This window comes from Pseudoduganella lutea, from assembly GCF_004209755.1.
Classification (GTDB): domain Bacteria; phylum Pseudomonadota; class Gammaproteobacteria; order Burkholderiales; family Burkholderiaceae_D; genus Rugamonas; species Rugamonas lutea.
In genome coordinates this window covers 1,332,495-1,354,131 of the sequence record NZ_CP035913.1, presented here as the reverse complement: position 1 = coordinate 1,354,131, position 21,637 = coordinate 1,332,495, and the positions used below count along the sequence as shown (strand labels likewise).

The window sequence follows — 21,637 nt, the reverse complement described above, 5'->3', positions numbered from 1 at the left end:
AGAAGTAGCAATGACCATTAACGATATTCCACTGATTTCATTCTTTCAGCGTGTGCTCGACCCGCTGATAATCATGGGCACGCTGTATGTGGCCTCGGCGCTGTTCGGTGAACCGTTCACCGGTTACTCGCTGATCCTGATGATTCTCGCTTTTTTCATTTCATCGGCTGTCTACCAGCATATCGATCCGTACCGCACCTGGCGTAGCGGCCGCATATTGGCATACTCGCGCGACGTCATCGCAGGGTGGGGTGTCACGGCCCTGATCCTGGTTGCCCTGGGTTCGGTCAGCGGCCTGGCTTACCACTACGAAGAAAAAGTGGTGCTGGCCTGGTTTGTAGCAACCCCGTTCCTGCTGCTCATCAGCCATCTGGCCGTGCGAACCATGGGGTCGGATCCTTCCAATGCGAGGGAAGTGCGCTCGGTCCTGATCGTGGGCGCCAACGATGTCGGCATCAAGTTTGCCCGCACCACGGAGCGCTACCCGAACCTCTTCATGCAGGTGCGAGGGTTTTTCGATGACCGCACTGCCGATCGCCATCCCGCCGACCTGCATCATCCAATCCTGGGCAAGATGTGCGACGTCGCAGCATTTGTGCGTGAAAACAACATCAAGATGATCTTCATCAGCCAGCCGATTTCCGCGCAACCGCGGATCCGCAAGCTGCTTGACGACCTGCAGGACACAACAGCATCTGTCTACTTCCTGCCCGATATCTATGTGTTCGACCTCATGCAGGCGCGTTTCGACAACGTGGGCGGCATGCCGGTTATTGCGATCTGCGAAACGCCTTTCACGGGCTTTAATACGTTCGTCAAGAGGGCGAGCGATATCGTGCTGGCACTTGTCATCCAGCTGCTGCTGTTGCCGGTCATGCTGGCGATCGCTATCGCGGTCAAGTTGAGTTCGCCAGGACCCATCATCTTCCGGCAGCGCCGCTATGGCCTGTACGGCGAGCAGATCTACGTCTACAAATTCCGTTCAATGACGGTGACCGAAGACGGGACCAACGTGGTGCAGGCAAGGAAGAACGACCAGCGCATCACGAAGGTCGGCGCATTCCTGCGCAAGACATCGCTCGACGAATTGCCGCAATTTATCAACGTACTGCAAGGTCGCATGAGCATTGTCGGCCCGCGGCCACATGCCGTTGCCCACAATGAGCAGTATCGCAAGCTGATCAAGGGTTACATGCTGCGTCACAAGGCAAAACCCGGCATTACCGGCTGGGCGCAGGTGAACGGCTTCCGTGGCGAAACAGAAACCCTCGACAAGATGGAAGCCCGCATCCGATACGACCTCGACTACCTGCGAAACTGGTCACTCTGGCTGGATCTGTGGATTGTCGTGAAGACTGTCAAGGTAGTTCTGCAGCGCGAAAACGCGCATTGATGTTTTTTTTCGCTCTTAAGCGAATATTCAGGGTTAAGACGTGGCTTGCCGGATAGAATGTCGTTCTCGTTGTAATTTTGCTACTTCCATGCTTCAGCAGTCATGGTCAAAAAGTTGCTAAAATGCTTCATTGATGATAATTTTTGAAATTTTTGGCTGTCACCGTCGCGGCCTTGAACGAACCCTTAAAGCTACTGGAGGAGTATTTTGATAGTTCATACGAAGCCCCTTTTTCAACGTAAGCTGCTGTGCGCGGCTATGGTGCTGGCTGCGGCATCGCTTGCCGCGTGCGGTGATAAAGCCGAGAAGAAGCCAGGCCAGGCGATGGTGAATGTCAACGGTCAGGAAATTACCGTGCTGCAGCTGAACGAGGAACTGTCTCGTGCCAACGTCCCTGCTGCCCAGCAGGAAACAGCGCGCAAGCGGGTGCTGGAGGCGCTGATCGATCGGCAACTGCTGGAAGCGGAAGCCCTGAAGGAAAAGCTCGACCGCGACCCCAAGGTGATGCAGACGATCGAACGTGCCAAGTCGACGATCGTGGCGCAGGCTTACCTGCAAAAGCGCATCGGAACGCCAACGCGGCCGAGCAAGACCGAGGTGGAGCAATATTTCAACCAGAACCCGCAATTCTTCGCGAACCGCAAATTGTTTGACATGCGACAGTTGGTATTGCCGACGAGTGCGCTGACCGACGAACTCAAGGGTGTGATCGATTCGTCGAAGTCGATGGATGTCGTGGCGGCATGGCTGGACGAGCACAAGGTGAAATATGGCCGTGGGCAGCTGGCACGCTCCAGCCAGGAATTGCCGCCTGAGTTGACCAGCAAGCTGTCGACCATGCCGAAAGGCCAGCTGTTCATCATTCGTGAAGGGGAACGCAGTCTGCTGATGACGGTCAATGATATCAAGGACGCGCCGGTATCGATCGAGCAGGCAACGCCACAGATCGAACAATTCCTGGTTAACAAGAAAAACAAGGAAGCCGCGGAAGCCGAGGTCAAGCGCCTGCGTGCCACCGCGAAAATCGAGTATCTGAACAAGGCCGATGCACCGGCTGGCAACAAGCCGTCCGACCCCGCCGCAGCAGTGACCGGGAATGCTGCCGCACCAGCGCAGGATGTCAACGAGCGCGGTGTCGCAGGTTTAAAGTAATTCAATAAACAGAAAGGAAACCAGATGATCAAACGATTCTTTTTCTGGATGGCGGCAGTGATGCTTGCCGGGGCGGCAGGGGTGGCTACTGCGCAGACAATCCTGGGTGCTGGCGACGTCATCCGGATCTCCGTCTATGGCAGCCCGGACCTGGGCCTGGAAACCCGGGTCACGAACAGTGGCGACATCACGTTCCCCCTTGTTGGACAAGTGAAGGTGGGCGGCCTGGCCGTTCCCGAAGCGGAGAAGAAGCTGGGCGCGCTGCTCGAGAGCGGTGGATTCGTTCGCAAGGCGCAGGTCAACATCATCGTCACCGGTGCGCAGAGCGGTCTGGTTTCGGTATTGGGGAACGTCAACCGACCAGGCCGTTATCCGCTGGAAGGCAAGCGTACGCTGATGGACCTGCTGGCCGTAGCCGGCGGCATTGGTCCGGATGGGGGCGACTCGGTCAGCCTGATCCGCAAGAACGGGACCGATACGACCAAGGAAACGATCGATATCATCGGCATGATCAGCAGCGGTCAGCTGTCGAAGGATATGGAACTCAACCCCAACGATATCCTCTACGTGGAGCGTGCCCCGCGCTTCTATATTTATGGCGAAGTGCAGCGTCCGGGTGCGTTCCGCATCGAACGTTCGATGACGGTATTGCAGGCACTGTCGGTGGGGGGCGGCCTGACCCCGCGCGGTACCGAACGTGGCATCATGATTAAACGCCGCGATGCTGGAGGCAAGCTCCAGCTGGTCGATGCCAAGCATGATGACCTGGTCTTGCCCGACGATGTCGTGTATGTGAAGGAAAGCTGGTTCTGATTGCCTAGCTTAAACATTTAGAGAGTGCTTTATGAATTTCCACCAGTTTTTCCTTATCCTGCTCGCGCGCCGATGGATTCTCATCACCACGCTGGTCCTCACGGCGGGTGCCACGTTTGTTGTCAGCCTGCTGCTGCCGAAAACCTACCAGGGTACGGCATCGGTACTGATGAACTACAAGGGCGTCGATCCCGTCACCGGCTTGTCCCTGCCGAGCCAATTGCTGCCAGGTTACATGGCAACGCAAATCGATATCATCGGCAGCAAGAATGTGGCTTTGCGCGTCGTGGAGAAGCTGAAACTGGCGGAAAGCCCTGCCGTGATCGCACAGTTCAATGAAGCTGCCAAGGGCCAGGGCAACGTGCGTGACTGGCTCAGCGACTTGCTGCTGGCAAAGCTGGAAGTCGTGCCATCGCGCGAAAGCAGTGTGGTCAATATCAGTTTCTCGGGGAGCGACCCGCAGTTCGTCGCAGCGATCGCCAATGCTTTCGCCGAAGAGTATCAGAACGCAACGGTCCAGCTGAAAGTGGACCCGATGAAGAAAGCAACCGGTTATTTCGATGAGCAGACCCGGCAATTGCGCGACCGCCTCGAAGTGGCGCAGAGCCGCCTGTCGAAGTACCAGCAGGAGCACGGCATCGTCAGCGTCGACAACCGCCTGGATGTGGAAACCCAGCGTTTGAATGATTTGTCCGTCCAGCTGGTTGCGGCGCAAGCGCAGACCATGGAAGCTGTCTCGCGCCGGACGATGGCGCAAGGCGCTGCGGGCGACGCACCGGATGTCGCAAATTCCCCCATTGTCCAGAACCTGCGTATGAGCCTGGCGACTGCCGAAAGCAAGCTGGCGGAATTGCGGCAGCGTCTCGGTACCAACCATCCACAATACCTGAGTGCGCGCGCCGAAGCAGAGCGCCTGCGTGCTGAGCTGGCTGCGCAGACCCGGTCCACGTCGAAGTCGGTTGGCAACAACGCCGGTATCCTGGCACAGCGCGAGGCTGCGCTGAAACAGGCGCTCGATGAGCAGAAAACCAAGTTGCTGCAGATTAATCGCACTCGCGATGAAATGAACGTGCTGCAGAAAGACGTGGAAAGCGCGCAGCGCGCTTATGACGTGACGTCGCAGCGCCTGGCACAAACCCGCATCGAAGGTCAGTCCGAACAGTCGGACGTGGCGCTGCTCAATCCGGCAGTCGCACCGATCAAGCCGTCGGGCCCGAAGGTCTTGCTCAATACGGTACTGGCATTGTTCCTCGGAACGTTGCTCGGTACTGGCCTGACCCTGCTTGCCGAAATGCTCGACCGCCGTGTGCGCAGTGAAGCCGACCTGACCGACATGCTGCAGATTCCCGTGCTTGGAAGCATCGAATGGAAGGGCGCATCACAGCGCCGACTGGGCCCGGCAAAGTTCTTTACCCAGCGGAAGCTGCGCCTCAACTGATATGGACAAGATCATGAACCCCGCATTGCAATCGATTAATACCAACTCGACCGCTCGCGCCACCGACTCCAGCATAGGCGGCCTTTTGCTGGAATCGGGCAAGATCACCCCGGAGAATGCCGAGCGCGTCCTGCGCATGCAGAAAGAGCTGGGCATTCGCTTCGGTGAAGCCGCGCAGCGACTGGGTCTGGTTACCGAAAACGATATCCAGCAGGTATTGGCGCGCCAATTCGACTATCCCTACCTGCAGCCGGGTACGGGCAAGTTTTCCGACAAACTCGTCGCTGCCTACCAGCCGTTCAGTCCCCAGGTCGAGCGGCTGAGGGCGCTGCGCAGCCAGCTGATGCTGCGCTGGTTCGCGCGTGGCCACAAGTCGCTGATGGTGGCGAGCGTCGCGCCAGGAGAAGGGGTCTCCTTCCTGGCGGCGAACCTGGCTATCGTATTCTCGCAACTTGGCGAGCAGACCCTGCTGGTAGACGCGAACCTGCGGAGCCCCAAGCAGCACGAGATATTCAACCTGCCCGGACGCCAGGGGCTGTCCGATGCGATCGCGGGCCGCGCCAGCCGGGATGCGGTCCAGCGCGTCGAATCGTTTGTCGACCTTTCGGTACTGGTTGCGGGCACGCTGCCGCCAAATCCACAGGAACTGCTCAGCCGGTCCAGTTTCGGCGCACTGGGCAAGGACCTGGAAGCGCACCACGATATCGTGCTCTACGATGCCTCCGCTTTTTCGCTGGGCGCAGATGCGTTGGCGCTGGCAGCGCGCGTGGGCGGCGTACTGCTTGTCACGCGCAAGAACCAAACGAGTATCGCTGATGTGGGCGCAATGGCTGAACAACTGGCCCAATGTGGTACCCAAATCGTTGGCTCCGTCCTGGTAGATTTCTGATGATGCCCATCGCCCGCCAAGACGGTTACTCGATCGCGCAGTCCGGTCGTGAATCGCTGATGCAATGGATGCCGATCCTTCTCGGCATGCTGGTGCTGTACGTACCGAGTCTTTACTCCCTGTTCACGGGAGTGTGGGCTTCCGAAGAACAGGCGCATGGCCCGATCATTCTCGCCCTGTCGGTCTGGCTGATCTGGCGCCAGCGCGACGAGATGCTTGCGGCCGCGTCCTCTTCCGGCAGCCGAGCAGGTGGATGGCTGACGCTTGTGGTGGGACTGTTGCTCTACACATTCGGCCGTTCGCAACAGATCCTGGCATTCGAGATCAGCTCGATGATTTTCGTCACCGCGGGCATTATTTGGGTCAAGCTGGGTGCGAAGTCACTGCGCACCGTATGGTTCCCGTTCTTCTTCATGCTGTTCATGGTGCCGTTGCCGAGTGCTGTCGTCAGCGCGCTGACGTTGCCGATGAAGATGGCTGTCTCCTATGTCAGCGAACATATCTTGTATTGGGCCGGCTACCCGATCGCCCGCAGTGGTGTCATCCTTCAGATCGGACAATACCAGCTGCTCGTGGCCGATGCATGCGCCGGGCTCCAGACACTGCTCACGCTGGAAGCGCTTGGCCTGTTCTACCTGAACGTGGTGCGGCATACATCCGGGTTCCGTAATATTTGCCTGGCACTGATGATCATTCCCATTTCGTTCACGGCAAACGTCATCCGCGTCATTGTGCTGACGCTGGTTACTTATCACCTTGGCGATGCCGCCGGGCAGGGCTTCCTGCACGGATTCGCCGGCATGGTGCTGTTCGTCTCCGCGCTTGTGCTTATTTTGAGTGTCGATACGATGCTTCAAATGATTGTAAAAAGAAAGAGGGGCCAGTCATGATCAAGCGGTTGAACGCTGTGAGCCTTGCCATTTGCGTTGGTATGCTGGGCGCTGCATGGGCTACCCATGCCATTACGCCGACTGTCCGCATTGCGGACACCCGGCCGCAAATCAGGCTTGCCGAATCCATCCCCGCGAAATTTGGCGAATGGGAAGAAGACCGGTCACAGGTTGCTGCAGTGATCAATCCGACCACGCAGGCCGAGCTCGACAAGATTTATGCGGAAACGCTGTCCCGCACGTATGTCAATCAGCGCGGTGAACGCATCATGCTGTCAATTGCCTACGGCTCCAATCAACGCGACGACCTGGCAGTCCACTTCCCGGAGGGCTGCTATGGCGGCCAGGGTTTTGCGGTCGCCCAGACGGTGGCAGGCGAGCTTCCCACGGTGGCCGGAAAAATCAATGTGTCCCGGACCGAGGCCAAGCTCAATAGCCGGATCGAGCCCATCACATACTGGGTCGTCGTAGGCGAGCGCTCGGTTCCCAACTCCTGGGAAGTCAAGAAAATCAAGCTGCAATATGCGTTCAAGGGCTTGATTCCGGATGCCACACTGATGCGGGTCTCCAACATCACGGCTGATCGGGATGGCGGCTACCAATTGCAGCAGCAATTTATCAACGAAATGCTGGCAGCGATGCCTGTGGCGCTGCGTAACCACTTCGCTGGCGTGGGCGGCTGATCGGAGTGCGCATGAAGTATTTTGGTCGTAAAGCCCTGGCCAGCGCGACCGGGGCCGTCCGTGTGCGGCGGCGCTGGACCGGCCCTGGTATCGGCTGGCTGGCCGGGGCGCTGGTCGCGGCAATGGCAGCGGTTTTCATGGGCATGGTCACGGCTCTGGGGTCGATGACACTGACGGTGATCGTGGCGGGAATGCTGCTGGCGCCGCCAATGTTGTTATTGATCGATACGCGCAAACTGTTGCCAACGTTGTTCGTTATCGTTTTTCTGGTCCAGGGGTCCCTGCAGTTCTTCTTCGGCCTGCGCGCAGCAACATGGCTGGCCAGCGGCTTGATCGCGATGTTGCTGGTTCGGTCGGTGGTGGAAATTTTCATGTCAGGCCCCAAGTCAAAGGCCGCTATAGCCGGGCCGCCTCCGTATGGCATTGTCCTGTTCGCAGGGCTGTATCTGCTCGTCTACCTGTTCAGCCTTGCGCTGGGGGACGCGTCGACCACGCAGCGCATTTCCACGCTTCGCTTCTCGATCCCGATTTTTGGCGTACTGCTTGCCTTCTATTGTTTTCGCTGGGAAGACAAGCAATTGCAACGCTTGTGGTTGCTGCTCATCGCAATCGCTATCGTGCAACTTCCGCTGGTAACCTACCAGCATTTCTTCATGATGGCGACGCACGGATGGGATGGCGTGGTCGGCTCGTTTGGCCATGGATTGAGTCCCGTACTGATCGTATTCGTGCTGGCTGCAATGCTGTACACCCTTTCCAGGTGGACGCGAAATCTGATCCCCGGTTGGCAGGTTGCCGCAGCATTCATTGTCGGCATGGCAATCATCCTCTTGGGTGAAGTGAAGATCGTACTGGTCTGGCTTCCGGTTGGCGTGGCATTCGTCCTGCGACGCAAATTGTTACGCAATGTCTTGAACCTGGTGGCGTTTATTTGCTTGGCCAGCGTGTTCTTTGTCGGCACGTACGCCGCATACAAAGTCATGTATTGGGGCGAAGTGGAAAAAACCGGTGGAACGCTTAGCGAGAAGCTCGACTCCGTTGTCGGTTATGCGTTCGATCCCGACGGCGTGAATGACCAGACCGGCGAGATCAGCCGCGTGGCCTCTCTCGCCTTGTGGGCGCGCGATCCTTTGACAGGCGGCGTTGAGCGTTTCATCGGCTATGGACCAGGTTCCACGTCGATCAGCGCCACAACAGGCATGGGTAAGATTGCTGCACGGTATCGCGGTCTGGCAGTCGGATCCACGGCAGTGTCGACACTGCTGTGGGACGTCGGGTTGCTTGGCATGTCAGCATTCATCCTCATGCTTGGCTCCGGCATCGTGGCGGGTTTGCGTTACACGAAAGTGTCGCAACACCAGGAGGCTAGCGCAATCGTGGATACCAGCACAGCTGTTTTGATCTTGCTCTGCAGTACGCTGGTCTATAACCGCACCGTCCTGGATGAGCCAACATCGCAGTTGCTATGCTTCTTCTGCCTCGGTTGCATCGGGCACTATTGGCGCTTTGACATGCCCAAGTGGAAAGCAAAGCCGCTGTACGGTCCAACCCCTGTTCCTGCCACTTCCATGCAAGTTGCCACATGACGCGTTCGAGTTCTGGTTTCGCAAACCTCGTCAAGAACAGCTCCATGATGTTCGGATTGAACCTGGCAGGTGCCGGGGTCAGTGTCATCACCATTCCCATCATGCTGGCGATTGCAGGCGTGCAAGCTTACGGGCATCTCATTCTTGTCCAGTCCCTTGCACTGACGGCATTCACTATTTGCAGCTTTCAATACTGGCAGGGAATGCTGGTCGCGTTGCCTGGCCACAAGATTGAAGCGGCAGTGTTGAAGCGGTCGGTTTGGACAAGCCTGCGCTACGAACTGTTGGGAATCAGCATCGTGGTACTGGGGGCGATTGTATTGGGCGCAATAGGACTGCCTCAAACCGCCGAATTCGACACCTTGCAACTGCTGCTGCTGGCACTGTCAGCCGTATTCCCGGTCATTGGAACCCACACCGCCTACTTTCGGCTGGTAAATCGTTACAATGTCCTGATGCTGGCTGGATTTACGGCCAACTTGCTAAAGCTGCTTTGTCTGGTTGGCGTTTCGCATTACGCTCCCACGGTGACGAATATGGTATTGGCATTTTCCATACCTGAGTTCGTACGCTGCGCACTTCTTTTTTACCTCATCTATCGCTGGAACGATGGCATCGAAGGTACTCTCGACGGCGGCACGATTGATCGCGTAAAAGTCCGCCGCGCCGGCCGCTGGAGCACGCTCCAGGCGATTGCGGATTTGCCGGTCAACCAGGTCGATCGCATCATCATCGGCTTCACCCTTCCGGGTGCCAGTCTCGGGGTGTTCGCGATTCTGAAGAGAATTTACTCGCTGGTAAATATGGCAACATCGCCGTTCTATTCGACGTCGATTCCCGAGTTCGCCGCCAAGGCAAACGCAGGCGATATCAAGGGGGCCTTCGAACTTTGGCGGCGAACGATGAAGATGTTATTCTCGGTCACGGCCGTCGTAGCTTTGGCGTGTATCGTATCCAAGGGTATCTGGATGCCCCTCGTGTTCCCCGTCCTTCAGCCGTATAACATTGAATTCATCATTGTTCTCGTGACTGCTGTCGCCGCCGGCACCTTTATCACGACGCATTCGCTGTACTGGGCCTTGGGTCACCTGCGCCAGACGACCATTATCGCTGTTGGTTCCAACGCCTGCTACCTGCTCGTCTTGGCAGCCTTTACGTGGCTGGGGGGACTCACGGGATCCGTATTGGCCTTTCTGGTGCATGTGCTCCTGGTGGCTGGCCTGAAAATTATTTTGTTGAAACGAGTTAAAAAAACTAATATATGATTCCCAAAACCATTCATTACTGCTGGTTCGGCAATGGCGAAATGAGCGTTCTGCACAAGCGGTGCATCGCCACCTGGAAACGCTATTGCCCTGATTATGAGTTTGTTTTGTGGAATGAATCGAACTCCAATATTGATAACGATTACTGCCGGGAAGCGATCAAGCAGCGCAAATGGGCATTCGTCGCCGACTGGGTACGGTTCGACGTGCTCGCACGTCATGGCGGAATCTATCTGGATACGGACGTCGAGTTATTGCGCTCGCTGGACGAAATTGCTGCCATGAGCGGCTGTGTTCTCGCCCGTGAATCAAAGGAAAGTGTGGCGACCGGATTTATCGCCTGCGAAGCAGGCGATCCAGTTATGCAAAACGCCTGCCGGCTCATGCTTGAAGATCTGACATCGCGCTGTGTTTTCGCCACATCGCCAATTATCGTCATGCAAGCGTTGGCATTATCTTCAGATAAGCCTTCAACGGTGCTTGAATCCGAGACATTTTATCCGTTCAATCCATGGGACAACCATCGTGCGGACAATGCCAAGCAACTGATGTTCAGTGATATCACTCCTCGAACGATCGGCATCCACCATTACAATCCGATCGTTTCGTGGGGCGACTTCGGGTTGCGCAGCCTCTGGTTGAAAGTGAGGAGAAAGGCCCGTCTGCCGCGGCGATGGGATATCTCTTTCAAACCGTTCGATCGGGCTTGATGCCGGCATCCGGGGCATTCTCAAGAATCAGGTGCAACATCTTTCTTGCTGTAAGGTGTTGCCATGCCGAGAAAGTATAGTCATCTGAGCCCACTGGACCGTGCGGTCGTCATGCTCATGTGAGGCGACCATGCAGCATCCGGTCCATTGCTGAACGCCTTGGCCGTGCTGCCAGTACGATCAGCCGTGAACTCAAGCGCGCTGCTGCCACGGTATGTAGGATGCCAATCCGTCACAAACGAAAGCCCTGGCACAACGTGTCAAGGCTCATAAGATGCCCTTGATGCCTGTGCATAGCGTGATGTTCATGATGGTGCGGCATTTCCTCAATTTAGGCTGGTCGCCCCAGCAAATGACTGGCAGGCTCAAAGCCGTTTAACCAGTCGATCTACTCCAGGGAAGCACCCGACGTCATTGCGCCGGAACTCAACCAGCGACCACCTGCTCGCGTTCGCTTCGCAGCCCCTCTGGAAATTTATACTGCTCACACGGTTAACCAAACAACCCGGTGATCACTGTTCATTGACTCGCTATTGCAGTGGGTTCTTGAAACAGCCCAGCATACCTTGTTGCCAGGGATTCTGGAATGCGACGGGAGAATGGGGCATTTCGTTCATCGAAAATCAGCCGAAATTCGCCAGTGGATTGTAGGGTTGCCAACAAGAGATGAATTCGCCTGGCATTGCAATATCGTCCCAGTGTTCAACAAGCTCAGGTAAGTCATCCGTCGCATGCCGAAGACATTCAACAGCCAACCATGCATTGGCACTTCCGATACTGGTTCCCTGATTCGTTTGGCTCATCCAATCCAGCTCTACTTGCTGTTACACCAGGTGATCTTCGCTATGTAGCCGCAGCATGGATTGCTGGACTAGAGTGAATTCATCGCCATGGACCCAACGCTTGAGAACCCCGCGATGGTCGAGATTTAATGTCAGCTGCGTTGGAAAGAGGCGTTGTGCAGGACTTGCATAATGGATCAGTCATAACCCTCACTGCTCATGACTCGCACCATCAATGCGGGATATCCGATACGATTCCACGAACGGTCCCCGGATTGTCAAACTGCCCTGTTCATGAAGGCGTAATGGCAGTACTGAATGCTATCTCGACTATCATGCTCTTGCGGCAACATTGTGGTTTTCGCCCTTCATCGATATGAGTGCAGCAAATTTCCCACAACACGAAAAAAAAACCGCATTACATTTCCTTATGGCAACGCATTCTTGGCGGTGGCAGTGTATATTATTGTTTTTGGGCAATACAAGCATCTAACACCGGCGCGTCAAATTGCTGTTACTAGCATGGTATCGCGTTAGCCCACGCAAACTATCTTTCATCAGGAGCAACAATGAAATTAGCGAAGCAATCTCTGCACGCAGCAGTAGTGTTGGCGATGTCAGTCATCGCCAGCCCGAGCTGGGCAGATTGGGCGGATTCCCAGTATGCCGAGGTCATCCGGCCATTGCCAGCGAACCTCGAAGTGCAGGCACAGAACCCGCCTGCCTTCTCTTGGGCGAAATTTATCAGCAGGACGCCGCCAACGAGCTATAAGCTGGAGATCACAAAGGGTGGGGTGGTGTATCAGACCATTACGACTCCCTGGAATGTCTACTTGCCGAGCAAGCAATTCCCAGCCGGAACCTACACTTGGCGTGTCTTGCCGAACACGGGAACCGAATGGTCGACACCCCGCAGCTTCGTCATCAGCGCAGCGTCGAAGGTGTTTGAAGTCCCCGAAAATGATGCTTTGCGTGCTGCGGTACTCGCGAAGCCGCATCCTCGCATGCTGCCGGCCGATTTCAAGCCTGTGAAATCGTGGAGTCCAGAGCTGGTCAACGCACGGGGTACGGCGCTGGCCCTGCTCAAAAAAGACACCTTGGCGCAGGCTACTACGTTTGTGCTTGCAAACGATGCGTCGTGGCCAGTCACGTCGACGACGCCTAGTGCGGCCCGGCAACTCTACATTAACGATATCACTCGGGTTATCGGCCAAAATGTCCGGCAGCTGGAAGCGTCTGCATTGCTGTTCCGTCTGACTGGCGAAGCGGTCTATCTCAATGAAGCGCTGCGCCGCGGCGATGCGTTGGCCGCGTTGAATCCGTCCGGAATGACCAGTTACGTCAACCATGACATTGCAACCCGCTCCATCATGGTTTCCCTGGCCAAGGGCGCTGACATCCTGAACGGGGACCTCGACGCGACTCGCAAAGCGAACTGGATGGCTTCGGTTAAAGCGCGCGTCACCCCAATGTACACCGACCTGATTTCGAATAATTACCGACTGGACGAGCGTCCGTTTGACTCGCACTCAACGGTAGCTGTCGGCTATGTGGCCGCGATTGCTTCGCTAACGCTGGGGGACATCCCAGAAGCTCAGACCTGGTTTGATTTCTCCATCCGCCGTTATATCAACTCGGTAATGGTGTGGAGCGGCCCTGAAGGAGGCTTCGGCAATGGCACGGCTTATGGCATGTTTGCGGCCGATTATGCAATGCAGCTATGGCAGCCGATCGGCGCGGCGACAGGGGTTGATATCTATAAAAAGCCATGGTCGACCGGCTTTGCAAACTACTTCGCGCAGTTCTTGCCACCGGGCGCACCTGGCAATACATTTGGCGACGCGCATGAGGAATATCTGTACTTGCCACAGCTGAAGGCTTACATGTCGCGTATCGCGACACCGGCTGCTGCATGGTATGTACAAAACGTGAAAACTTCCGAATCGCCGATTACGCTGCTGCAAGCACCGTTTCCATTGCCTGTCGACACGGTAGCGATTGCGGCGCCGCCACCTAACGCTGCTGTATTCCCGAGTATCGGCTGGGTTGCCATGCACAGTAATCTTGCTGACCGCGCACGTACGTCCGTTTTCTTCAAGTCCAGCCCGTATGGTTCATACAATCACAGCCATGGTGACCAGAATAGCCTGGTCATCGACAGCGGTGGCCGTCGGTTGCTGACCGAAGCCGGTTATCAGGATTACTACTACTCGCCGCTGGGGGTGTCGTGGTATCGCCAGACGAAGTCTCACAACGCGATAACGTATGGTGGCGGTATCGGGCAGGTGACGACTGAAGGTAGTAATAACCTGAAATATAAGGGCAAGATCACGGCGTTCAGTACAACTGCGGCAGTAGATTACGCAGAAGGCGATGCAACGTTGGCGTATAGCCAACCAATCACGTCCGCCATTCGGAAAGTATGGTATCTGCGCAACCAGGATGTTGTTGTCGTTCTGGATAAAATGGCTTCATCGACTGCACAAACCTTCGAATGGAATATGCACGCAGTCGCGCCTTATACGCAGGAAACTGCCTCAAGTGTGAAAGTCACAAACGTGGACCGGTCGCTTTGCATTCGATCGCTGTCCACCGATGGGACGAGATGGGAAAGGCGTACGGGGCCGGCAAATCCAGGCAAGGTCGAGGATCATGGCGTGTTCATCAAGCCTGCTGCAGCGACCTCGGCGGAATTCCTGGTCGTGTTGGATGTGAACTGCAAGCGAGCGCCTGTTTCGATCAGCAACACGTCCAGCGGCCGTGTTTTGAAAGTCGGCACTACTTCCATCACGTTGCCGAAGTAATTTTTCTTTTGCCGAGCTCTCCGCGCGCTCATGGCCATCCCGATGGCGCTCTACCATTGCGTGGTATTGCAGGCGTCCATTGTGCTGTATCCGGTCATACTTGACCTTCGTCGGGCGGCAGTGGCGAGGGAGCAGGGGCAGATGAGCGCCCCTGCCCGCTGAGTCGAGGAGACAGGCTGCATAGCCTGTCTCCTGCCACAATGACGTCACACAAACGAGGCCGGACTGACCTTGCCGCAAGCCAGTTATCTACTGGACTGGCTATGGTAATGTCGGCGGCATTCGGCCTCGATATAAGCGACTTCCTGGTGTAATCCTGCTTGCATGGTGTGCGCCTTTTCAGGACAACCGCCAACCCATCCTCTTTCCCAGCGATGTAGCGCTAGCATATGGGCGCAAGCAGAAACTATGCTTATGAGTTGCCGGGTTGATGCGCGAAATGACTAAGCTATTCGTGCGCCGCCATGTGCTTTAAGTAAGCGGCTCTCCTTCTCCTGGGTCTGTCTTACTGCGTCGATCCTGTCCAGAACACCTGCAGAACGCCGTTGGTCGAATTTTCGGGCAAACATCTTGCCTGATGCATACATGACATCGAAGTCGCTGTCGCAAAGAATCGCAGGGTTATCGCGTGCGGGATTCCAGTCAATGTAATGCAGCGACGCCTTATTCTCGTTTTTCATTTCTCCGGGTGGGCGATGTCCATCCACGTCAAACAGGTTCAGCGTTGGAGCATAACTGGAATTCAAGACAATTGTCTGGAAAAAAATCTCGTCACAACACGAGACACTGTGGAAAAACTTGATGAAGTCCCTGTTGCGCGGGTCATGCACGAAGTTGACAGTATATTTGACAATATCGCTCGAGAGGCACCAGGACGTGGAACCGCGGTAGGGCTGCATCCCATCAATGAACTTCCGGTCTGGAAGCCGGGAGCTGATTTCCTTCACAACTCTGCCTGCCGCGCGTTGCAGGAATCGTGTCGGCAATTTCGCATAGGCGTCGAAGAAGCAGTGCCGGCGAATATTATTGACCAAATCGGTACCGTCTGCCAGCGCATAGAAGTTCATGTAGCTCCGGTCTGGATGACGATCGAGTAATTCAAGCAAATGGCTGTGGGAATGCAGAGGGTAATCACGGCCGCTGAGGAAGATATAATAGTCGTGCTCGCCAGCCTCTACTGCTTTTTCCAGCAATCTCAGCATCGCTACGACTTGAGAATATCCACCCCAGCTCACCTGAACAGGATTGGATACAAAAGTGACGGGTACGCCGGAGCAAGCGCTGGAAAATGGTGTAATGTCGACCTTGGCGTCAATATGCGCGTAGATCGCCGTGCTTTCGGCATGCACTGCACCCACCAGGCGCCCAAACAGTTCCGGCTGGTCATGCGCCAATACTAAATATGCAATACGCATTCATTTTTCCCTATTTAATCAGGGTATCAGTAAGTTAAACAAGAAAATGCCAACACGGCTCGGAAGCGCGGTCAATACCACGCGGTGAGATCGTGGCAACAGCATGCACAGGGTGAGAACCCCTCCTGGGAGGGCGCTTACTCGGCCATATTGGTTGGGTGACATGTAGAGTCTGTCGCGGTAGCGTCGAGCACGATATGTGTACTAAGAGTAATCACGTCTACTTGATCAGCAAGATTTCCCAGCCTCGGGACTCGCGAACTCGACAGCCATTGATGTGTGAATGGGCACAGACTGTTGTCCTGTGCGGAACCTGATGCCGGCTCGGTCTTGTACAGAAAGCGCGACCCTACTACTGAAACTAAGGCAATGATATAGTGTAAATTGCAGTTTCGTCAACGACCGAAATGGAGCAGGCGAAGTTTTGATGAATTGATAACATAGCATGCAGTTGACTTGCCGGTGGCCGTACATTGTAGTGCTTGCCTGATCTACAATTTCACCGTTTCTATCGCTTATTAACTCTTCCGCACCCCCGTATCCTCGGCAATAGAAAATACGTAGTAGCCCGACATTTTCCCTCAATCGAAATAAATTTCTTTAAAGAAACTTTTAGAGGGGTCTGTATGCCAGCTTATCGTGCATGCGACATACGGCGGCTGGTGAGCCTGTTGTGTAGACGCATGATTGCCCCACGCTAGCCATGACGTATCAGTAGCACAAATACGCGCGATGATATCAGGCAGCCTGTTATTTCGATTTACAGACACACCAGAATCAATGCACGAACGAGATGGGCTGCACATTCAAGTGAAGTGATCGATCTTGCTGTGGTTTATGCATGAGTACCGGTCAACATGTAGTTCGCGTAACAGCAGGGGTAACATAAAGTTTTCCTGTGCAACTGTGTTGTCATAGGGAAAATTCATAATCCTCTTTTCCCTCCGCAATCGCCTCTCACTGCATAAGCGCTACTTCAATGGTTCTGTGATTCATAAAAAGACTCAAATCGGAAGGGTAATACGAAGATAAAATCAAGAATGTCGTCTTTTTGCAACTAAATGAAAAACCTAAAAAAAATAACAGAAGTAACAGTTATTTCTAGAAAGAATCTTCTTTTAAGATCACGTAAAATTCCTCAAACTTCGTCTAATTTTCCTTCATTAATGAAATATTGCCCTAGATAATACAGTTGTTTCTAGGCAAAAATCTCCTGTTCAGCATTAGAATCCGGGTCATTTCCTTTGAAAGGCACTTATGTTTAAAAGTGGATGCCGAAGTTGGGCCGGTCTTTTGCTCGTGTTGTCAGTAACTGGATGCGGAGGAGAACAAGCTGATACCGCGTCTTCCAGGGCCTCCGACGTGGGAGCCCAAGGCACTACGTTCGTGGAAGCGCAAGGCACAACGTTCCAGGCAAGTCCAATGATGGCAGTGCGCGGGATTCCTACAGCCACAACTGCTGCTGCGATTGGTTCTGAAGCGAGCTTGTCCTACAGTACCGGGCTGACGCTTGCGGATGCATCACGGTTCTTGTCGCAGGCCACGATGGGGCCGAGCATGTACGATATCGACCAGTTGGCCAGCAAGGGCTACGAAAAATGGCTGAATGAACAATTTTCGATGAAACAGGTGTTGCATCGTGAGCACGTTACTGCGGCTATGGCAAGTATGCCGTTGGGTAGCCTGGGTAGTGAAGACCAATTCTTTGAGTCTTTCTGGAAACAAACCGCTCGTGGGACTGACCAGCTACGTCAACGCGTTGCTTTCGGTCTGTCGCAGATTTTTGTCGTATCGTTCCAAGATGAATCATTGCCAAGCAATGGCCGCAGTGTAGCCAGTTTTTATGATGTACTTGGCAAGCATGCCTTTGGCAATTTCCGCGACCTGCTTCAGGACGTGTCCACCCATCCCGCGATGGCGATCTATCTCACGTTCCTGCGTAACAAAAAGGAATCAGAGACTCGCGTACCTGACGAAAATTTCGCCAGGGAACTTATGCAGTTGATGACGATCGGACCCTATCACCTGAACCAGGACGGCACGATCAAGCAGGTGAACGGGAAACCCGTCGAAACGTACACGCACGAAGATGTGGCTGGTCTTGCAAAGGTATTCACTGGCTGGAGCTGGAGTGGGCCTGACAAGAGCGACGCACGTTTCTACGGTTCCGTTGCCCACCCAAACCGCGACTGGAAGCCTCTGCAAAACTACCCGAATTTCCATTCCACCTCGACAAAGCAAGTACTGGGTACCAGCCTGCCCAATGGGTCGGCGGAAGAGGAGCTCGATGCTGCATTGGATCGCCTCTTCAACCATCCGAACGTCGGTCCGTTCATTGGCCGGCAACTCATCCAGCGCCTGGTTACCAGCAACCCCAGCCCCGCCTATGTCAGCCGCGTGGCAGCCGCTTTCAACAACAACGGGGCGGGTGTTCGCGGCGATATGAAAGCTGTCATTCGCGCCATTCTCATGGATCGTGAAGCACGACAGGTGCCGACTTCACAGTATGCTGGCAGGCTCCGCGAACCGGTGCTGCGCCTGTCGCACTGGATGCGCGCCTTCTATGCTTCATCAACGTCCGGGAAGTACCGCATGTGGCATATGGACGACGCATTGGAAGGTCTCGCGCAGACGCCAATGCGCGCGGCTTCTGTGTTCAATTTCTATCGCCCTGAATACGTACCACCGCAAACCGATCTGGCCGATGCTGGCATGGTGTCTCCGGAAATGCAGATCACGACGGAATCTTCGGTCGTCGGCTACTTGAATGTGATGCAGAGCATCGTCCAAGTCGGTACCGGAAAGAACCGCGATATCTTGCCCCATTATGACCGGGAGCTCGAGTTGGTTGGGCGTCCGGACGCTTTGGTGGAACGGTTGAATATTACGATGCTGCATGGACAAATGTCCGAAGCGTTACGGCAGCAACTGCTGGAAGCAATCAATTCCATCAATCTTTTGCCTCCTACAGCGAACGCCGTAGCGGCTGATTTTCAGCGCAAACATCGGCTCTATGTCGCGGTATTCCTGACGATGGCATCGCCGGAATACCTGGTGCAAAAATAAGGACGACCCATGACACATCAACATTTTTCGCGCAGGGATTTCCTGAGAAGCATCGCATCCGCAACTGGTGTGGCTGCCGCACCGCTGGCACTGAATCTGGCGGCCGCTGGCACGGCAGCCGCTGCCGGGGCGAGCGACTATAAGGCTCTTATCTGTTTGTATATGATGGGAGGAAATGATCATTACAATACTTTCCTCGCAACCGATCGCACATCATGGACCGAATATGAACGACTGCGCGATACGAATGACGCACAATCGATTGCCTTGCCCAAGGACGGCTCATTTGGAGGTGTTCTGCCTGTAGGGACAGCTACAGTGCAGCCAGGCCGGACCTTTGCATTCCATCCTCAATTGGCGGGTCTACGGCAGCTGTACAATTCAGGTCGCGCCGCAGTGGTGTCCAATGTCGGTACGCTGGTCCAGCCGACAACCAGGGAGCAGTACCTGGCGAACAGCGTCCCATTGCCACCAAAGCTCTTTTCCCACAATGACCAGCAGGCTGTGTGGCTGTCGGACCGGGCCGAGGGCAGCACGGTCGGATGGGGTGGCCGGATGGCCGACCTGATCAATTCGGCCAACGGCAATTCCTCGTTCACCTGCATTTCCGCCGCAGGCAATACCGTGTTCCTGAGCGGACGCCAAATGCAGCAATTCCAGATCGCACCAGCAGGCGCGGTACCGATCGAAGGCATCAGCGGACGCGTCCTTGGTGCGAACTTCCAGTTGCGTTCTTTAATTGCGGGTTCGCATACAAACAAATTGGAAGCCGCCCATGCTTCAGTGGTCAGTCGATCCATCGATCTCCAGGCGCAACTGGCCAGCGCAATGGTGGCTGCAGGTCCGGGCGGGGTGCCTAATCCAAAGGGCTACGTCAACCCGATGACGGGTACTGCGGCGGTCAATCCGCTTGCATCGCAGTTGCAGATCGTTGCGCGAATGATCGCTGCACGCGAAGCGCTCGGGATGAAGCGGCAAGTGTTCTTTGTCAGCATGGGAGGTTTTGATACCCATGACGGTCAGAGCAGGCGGCATGCCGCCCTGATGGCCCGGCTTGATCATGCATTGTCGTACTTCGATACCACGATGGCGAATCTGATGGGTGCAAACGTACGGCAGCAGGTGACGCTTTTCACTGCTTCAGACTTCGGCCGTACACTGACCAGCAATGGCGATGGCACCGATCATGGTTGGGGCTCCCACCACTTCGTCGCGGGTGGGGCTGTCCGCGGCAGCGATATCTACGGAGATTTTCCAACGATAGGTCTGGGGCATGCAAACGACATCGGCCAGGGTGCCTTGCTGCCGTCTGTGGCGGTTGACCAGTATGGCGCCACACTGGGTCGGTGGCTCGGCTTGTCGGATAGCGAACTGATCGATGTATTCCCCAGTCTGGTGAACTTCAGCCAACGCGACCTGGGATTCATGCGATGAGCATGGCCGCGCGTCATGTTATCTGAACCATAATAACTCTTGATTTTCGTGTTATATTCCGCGGGCCGTCTGCCTTGGCAGACCAATCCGCCAGTTTGATTCATATGACTTTGAAGATTCTTCAGTTCGTTCCCGAGTCCCTTCCGACTTTCCGTGCCGACGTGGCAACGCTTTTTGGCAAGTACATGCCCCGCCATGGGGTCGTCTGCGACATCGTTGGCAAGCCTTCCCGTGAACCCGAAGCCGTCCAGGGGTTTGCAAGGGCGCGGCGGCCGCAGTGGCGCGGCAGCCGCGCACAGCGGGAATTGCAGTATGTTTTGCTGTGCGTGCGCGCCATGCTGAGTGCCAGTCGTGAAGAGCATGCGGCGGTCCAGGTGCGCGACATGGTAACGATCGGCCTGCTCGGGCTGGCAGTTTCCCGCTGGAAGAAAATCCCTTTTTATTACTGGGTATCCTATCTGATGTGCGAGGGCCGGATCGAAAACGCCCGGGCCAGTCTGGCAAGGCGGAAGTCACTGCGCAATCACCTCGTCTTGTTGAAAGGCAAAGTAGAGCGAGTACTGCTGTACAAGGTCGTGCTGCCCGCTGCCGACCACGTATTCGTACAAAGCGATGCCATGCTGGGCTACATGGAAGCGAAAGGCGTTCCGGCGCATCGCATGACGTCGGTTCCCATGGGGGTCGACATGGAGACGCTGCGCAACCGTGTCATCTGTCCCTCCAGGTTGCCGGGCTGGGAAGGCGTGCCGGTCGTCGGCTATCTGGGGACACTGGACGGAGCGCGCAATCTGGAACGCGTAGTCGATGCCATGTGCATCGTGCGCAAGACATTGCCGGCCGCGCGCCTGCTTCTGATCGGAAATTCGCCGCTGCCGGACGACGAGACGAGGCTGTTGGCGTACGCAGCCGGGAAGGGCCTGGATGGCGAGGCCATCCGGATTACCGGCTGGTTGCCATCGACGGAGGCCTGGCAACTGTTGGCGGCATCCGATGTCGCGGTTTCCTATATACCGCGCGGCCAGCTGTACGATGTCAGCTCGCCGACAAAATTACTGGAATACCTGGCGCTTGGCATACCGGCGGTTGGCAATGACACGCCGGACCAGGACTATGTGCTCCAGCGCAGCCAGGCCGGCTGGCTCACGGCAAGCACGCCGGAAGCGATGGCCGAGGCATTGCTGGCGATTCTCGGCGACCCGTCGGCGGCGCGTGCCCGTGCTGCCGTAGGACCGGCGTTCATCGAGCAGGAGCGCAGTTACCAGGTCCTTGCCGAGAAAGTAGCCGGCCGCTACCAGCAGTTGCAAGAGCGCTAGGCTG

16 protein-coding genes are annotated in these 21,637 nt (G+C 55.7%); 15 read left to right on the top strand and 1 reads right to left on the bottom strand.

Features of this window, described 5'->3' with window-relative positions; genetic code table 11:
* Positions 1–10 precede the first annotated feature (10 nt).
* The 12 genes from EWM63_RS05720 (at position 11) to EWM63_RS05665 (ending at position 14,405) form a co-directional block, all read left to right on the top strand.
* A complete protein-coding gene (locus tag EWM63_RS05720) occupies positions 11–1,393 on the top strand; it encodes an undecaprenyl-phosphate glucose phosphotransferase (RefSeq protein ID WP_130185667.1) in 1,383 nt (460 codons plus the stop codon).
* A 207-nt stretch (positions 1,394–1,600) separates the two neighbouring features.
* Positions 1,601–2,545: an EpsD family peptidyl-prolyl cis-trans isomerase gene (locus EWM63_RS05715; RefSeq protein WP_229487748.1), complete on the top strand. Its 945-nt coding sequence runs from the start codon at positions 1,601–1,603 to the stop codon at positions 2,543–2,545.
* A 27-nt stretch (positions 2,546–2,572) separates the two neighbouring features.
* A complete protein-coding gene (gene epsE, locus EWM63_RS05710) occupies positions 2,573–3,358 on the top strand; it encodes a polysaccharide export protein EpsE (RefSeq protein ID WP_371861235.1) in 786 nt (261 codons plus the stop codon).
* A 31-nt stretch (positions 3,359–3,389) separates the two neighbouring features.
* Complete coding sequence (gene epsF / locus EWM63_RS05705; protein ID WP_130185665.1) at positions 3,390–4,796, top strand: chain length determinant protein EpsF; 1,407 nt, start codon at positions 3,390–3,392, stop codon at positions 4,794–4,796.
* A gap of 13 nt (positions 4,797–4,809) precedes the next feature.
* The gene (epsG, locus tag EWM63_RS05700) at positions 4,810–5,685 is read left to right on the top strand and encodes a chain length determinant protein tyrosine kinase EpsG (protein WP_229487747.1); all 876 of its coding nucleotides are present in this window, start codon (positions 4,810–4,812) and stop codon (positions 5,683–5,685) included.
* Positions 5,685–6,575, top strand: coding sequence for an exosortase B (gene xrtB / locus EWM63_RS05695; protein WP_130185663.1), 891 nt, complete (start codon positions 5,685–5,687; stop codon positions 6,573–6,575). The genes epsG and xrtB overlap by 1 nt, the downstream gene beginning before the upstream one ends.
* Positions 6,572–7,258, top strand: a complete 687-nt coding sequence (gene epsI / locus EWM63_RS05690; RefSeq protein WP_130185662.1) for an exosortase-associated protein EpsI, B-type — start codon at positions 6,572–6,574, stop codon at positions 7,256–7,258. The genes xrtB and epsI overlap by 4 nt, the downstream gene beginning before the upstream one ends.
* 11 nt (positions 7,259–7,269) lie before the next feature.
* A complete protein-coding gene (locus EWM63_RS05685; protein WP_130185661.1) occupies positions 7,270–8,844 on the top strand; it encodes a hypothetical protein in 1,575 nt (524 codons plus the stop codon).
* A gap of 44 nt (positions 8,845–8,888) precedes the next feature.
* The gene (locus tag EWM63_RS05680; protein ID WP_130185660.1) at positions 8,889–10,109 is read left to right on the top strand and encodes a lipopolysaccharide biosynthesis protein; all 1,221 of its coding nucleotides are present in this window, start codon (positions 8,889–8,891) and stop codon (positions 10,107–10,109) included.
* Positions 10,106–10,819 carry a glycosyltransferase family 32 protein gene (locus tag EWM63_RS05675; protein ID WP_130185659.1) on the top strand — a complete coding sequence of 238 codons (714 nt, stop codon included), beginning with the start codon at positions 10,106–10,108 and terminating at the stop codon, positions 10,817–10,819. The genes EWM63_RS05680 and EWM63_RS05675 overlap by 4 nt, the downstream gene beginning before the upstream one ends.
* 119 nt (positions 10,820–10,938) lie before the next feature.
* Positions 10,939–11,103 carry a helix-turn-helix domain-containing protein gene (locus EWM63_RS33045; protein WP_130185658.1) on the top strand — a complete coding sequence of 55 codons (165 nt, stop codon included), beginning with the start codon at positions 10,939–10,941 and terminating at the stop codon, positions 11,101–11,103.
* A gap of 1,067 nt (positions 11,104–12,170) precedes the next feature.
* Complete coding sequence (locus EWM63_RS05665; protein ID WP_229487746.1) at positions 12,171–14,405, top strand: heparinase II/III domain-containing protein; 2,235 nt, start codon at positions 12,171–12,173, stop codon at positions 14,403–14,405.
* Between the two features lie 443 nt (positions 14,406–14,848).
* Here EWM63_RS05665 and EWM63_RS05660 read toward each other — a convergent pair whose 3' ends face one another.
* On the bottom strand, positions 14,849–15,820 hold the full coding sequence (locus EWM63_RS05660; protein WP_130185657.1) for a beta-1,6-N-acetylglucosaminyltransferase: 972 nt from the start codon (positions 15,818–15,820) through the stop codon (positions 14,849–14,851).
* Between the two features lie 1,422 nt (positions 15,821–17,242).
* Here EWM63_RS05660 and EWM63_RS05655 point away from each other — a divergent pair.
* The 3 genes from EWM63_RS05655 (at position 17,243) to EWM63_RS05645 (ending at position 21,633) form a co-directional block, all read left to right on the top strand.
* On the top strand, positions 17,243–18,886 hold the full coding sequence (locus tag EWM63_RS05655) for a DUF1800 domain-containing protein (RefSeq protein ID WP_229487745.1): 1,644 nt from the start codon (positions 17,243–17,245) through the stop codon (positions 18,884–18,886).
* A gap of 9 nt (positions 18,887–18,895) precedes the next feature.
* Complete coding sequence (locus EWM63_RS05650; protein WP_130185655.1) at positions 18,896–20,320, top strand: DUF1501 domain-containing protein; 1,425 nt, start codon at positions 18,896–18,898, stop codon at positions 20,318–20,320.
* A 104-nt stretch (positions 20,321–20,424) separates the two neighbouring features.
* Entirely contained in the window at positions 20,425–21,633 is a 1,209-nt protein-coding gene (locus tag EWM63_RS05645) for a glycosyltransferase (RefSeq protein WP_130185654.1), read from the top strand.
* Positions 21,634–21,637: the final 4 nt, after the last annotated feature.

Excerpts from the sequence above, each read along its gene's own strand:
- EWM63_RS05675 (WP_130185659.1), top strand. The coding sequence starts at position 10,106 with ATGATTCCCAAAACCATTCATTACTGCTGGTTCGGCAATGGCGAAATG.
- EWM63_RS05660 (WP_130185657.1), bottom strand. The coding sequence starts at position 15,820 with ATGCGTATTGCATATTTAGTATTGGCGCATGACCAGCCGGAACTGTTT.
- EWM63_RS05680 (WP_130185660.1), top strand. The coding sequence starts at position 8,889 with ATGATGTTCGGATTGAACCTGGCAGGTGCCGGGGTCAGTGTCATCACC.
- EWM63_RS05655 (WP_229487745.1), top strand. The coding sequence starts at position 17,243 with ATGATGGCAGTGCGCGGGATTCCTACAGCCACAACTGCTGCTGCGATT.
- EWM63_RS05685 (WP_130185661.1), top strand. The coding sequence starts at position 7,270 with ATGAAGTATTTTGGTCGTAAAGCCCTGGCCAGCGCGACCGGGGCCGTC.
- epsF (WP_130185665.1), top strand. The coding sequence starts at position 3,390 with ATGAATTTCCACCAGTTTTTCCTTATCCTGCTCGCGCGCCGATGGATT.
- epsG (WP_229487747.1), top strand. The coding sequence starts at position 4,810 with ATGAACCCCGCATTGCAATCGATTAATACCAACTCGACCGCTCGCGCC.
- EWM63_RS05645 (WP_130185654.1), top strand. The coding sequence starts at position 20,425 with ATGACTTTGAAGATTCTTCAGTTCGTTCCCGAGTCCCTTCCGACTTTC.
- EWM63_RS05720 (WP_130185667.1), top strand. The coding sequence starts at position 11 with ATGACCATTAACGATATTCCACTGATTTCATTCTTTCAGCGTGTGCTC.
- xrtB (WP_130185663.1), top strand. The coding sequence starts at position 5,685 with ATGATGCCCATCGCCCGCCAAGACGGTTACTCGATCGCGCAGTCCGGT.
- epsI (WP_130185662.1), top strand. The coding sequence starts at position 6,572 with ATGATCAAGCGGTTGAACGCTGTGAGCCTTGCCATTTGCGTTGGTATG.
- EWM63_RS05650 (WP_130185655.1), top strand. The coding sequence starts at position 18,896 with ATGACACATCAACATTTTTCGCGCAGGGATTTCCTGAGAAGCATCGCA.
- EWM63_RS05665 (WP_229487746.1), top strand. The coding sequence starts at position 12,171 with ATGAAATTAGCGAAGCAATCTCTGCACGCAGCAGTAGTGTTGGCGATG.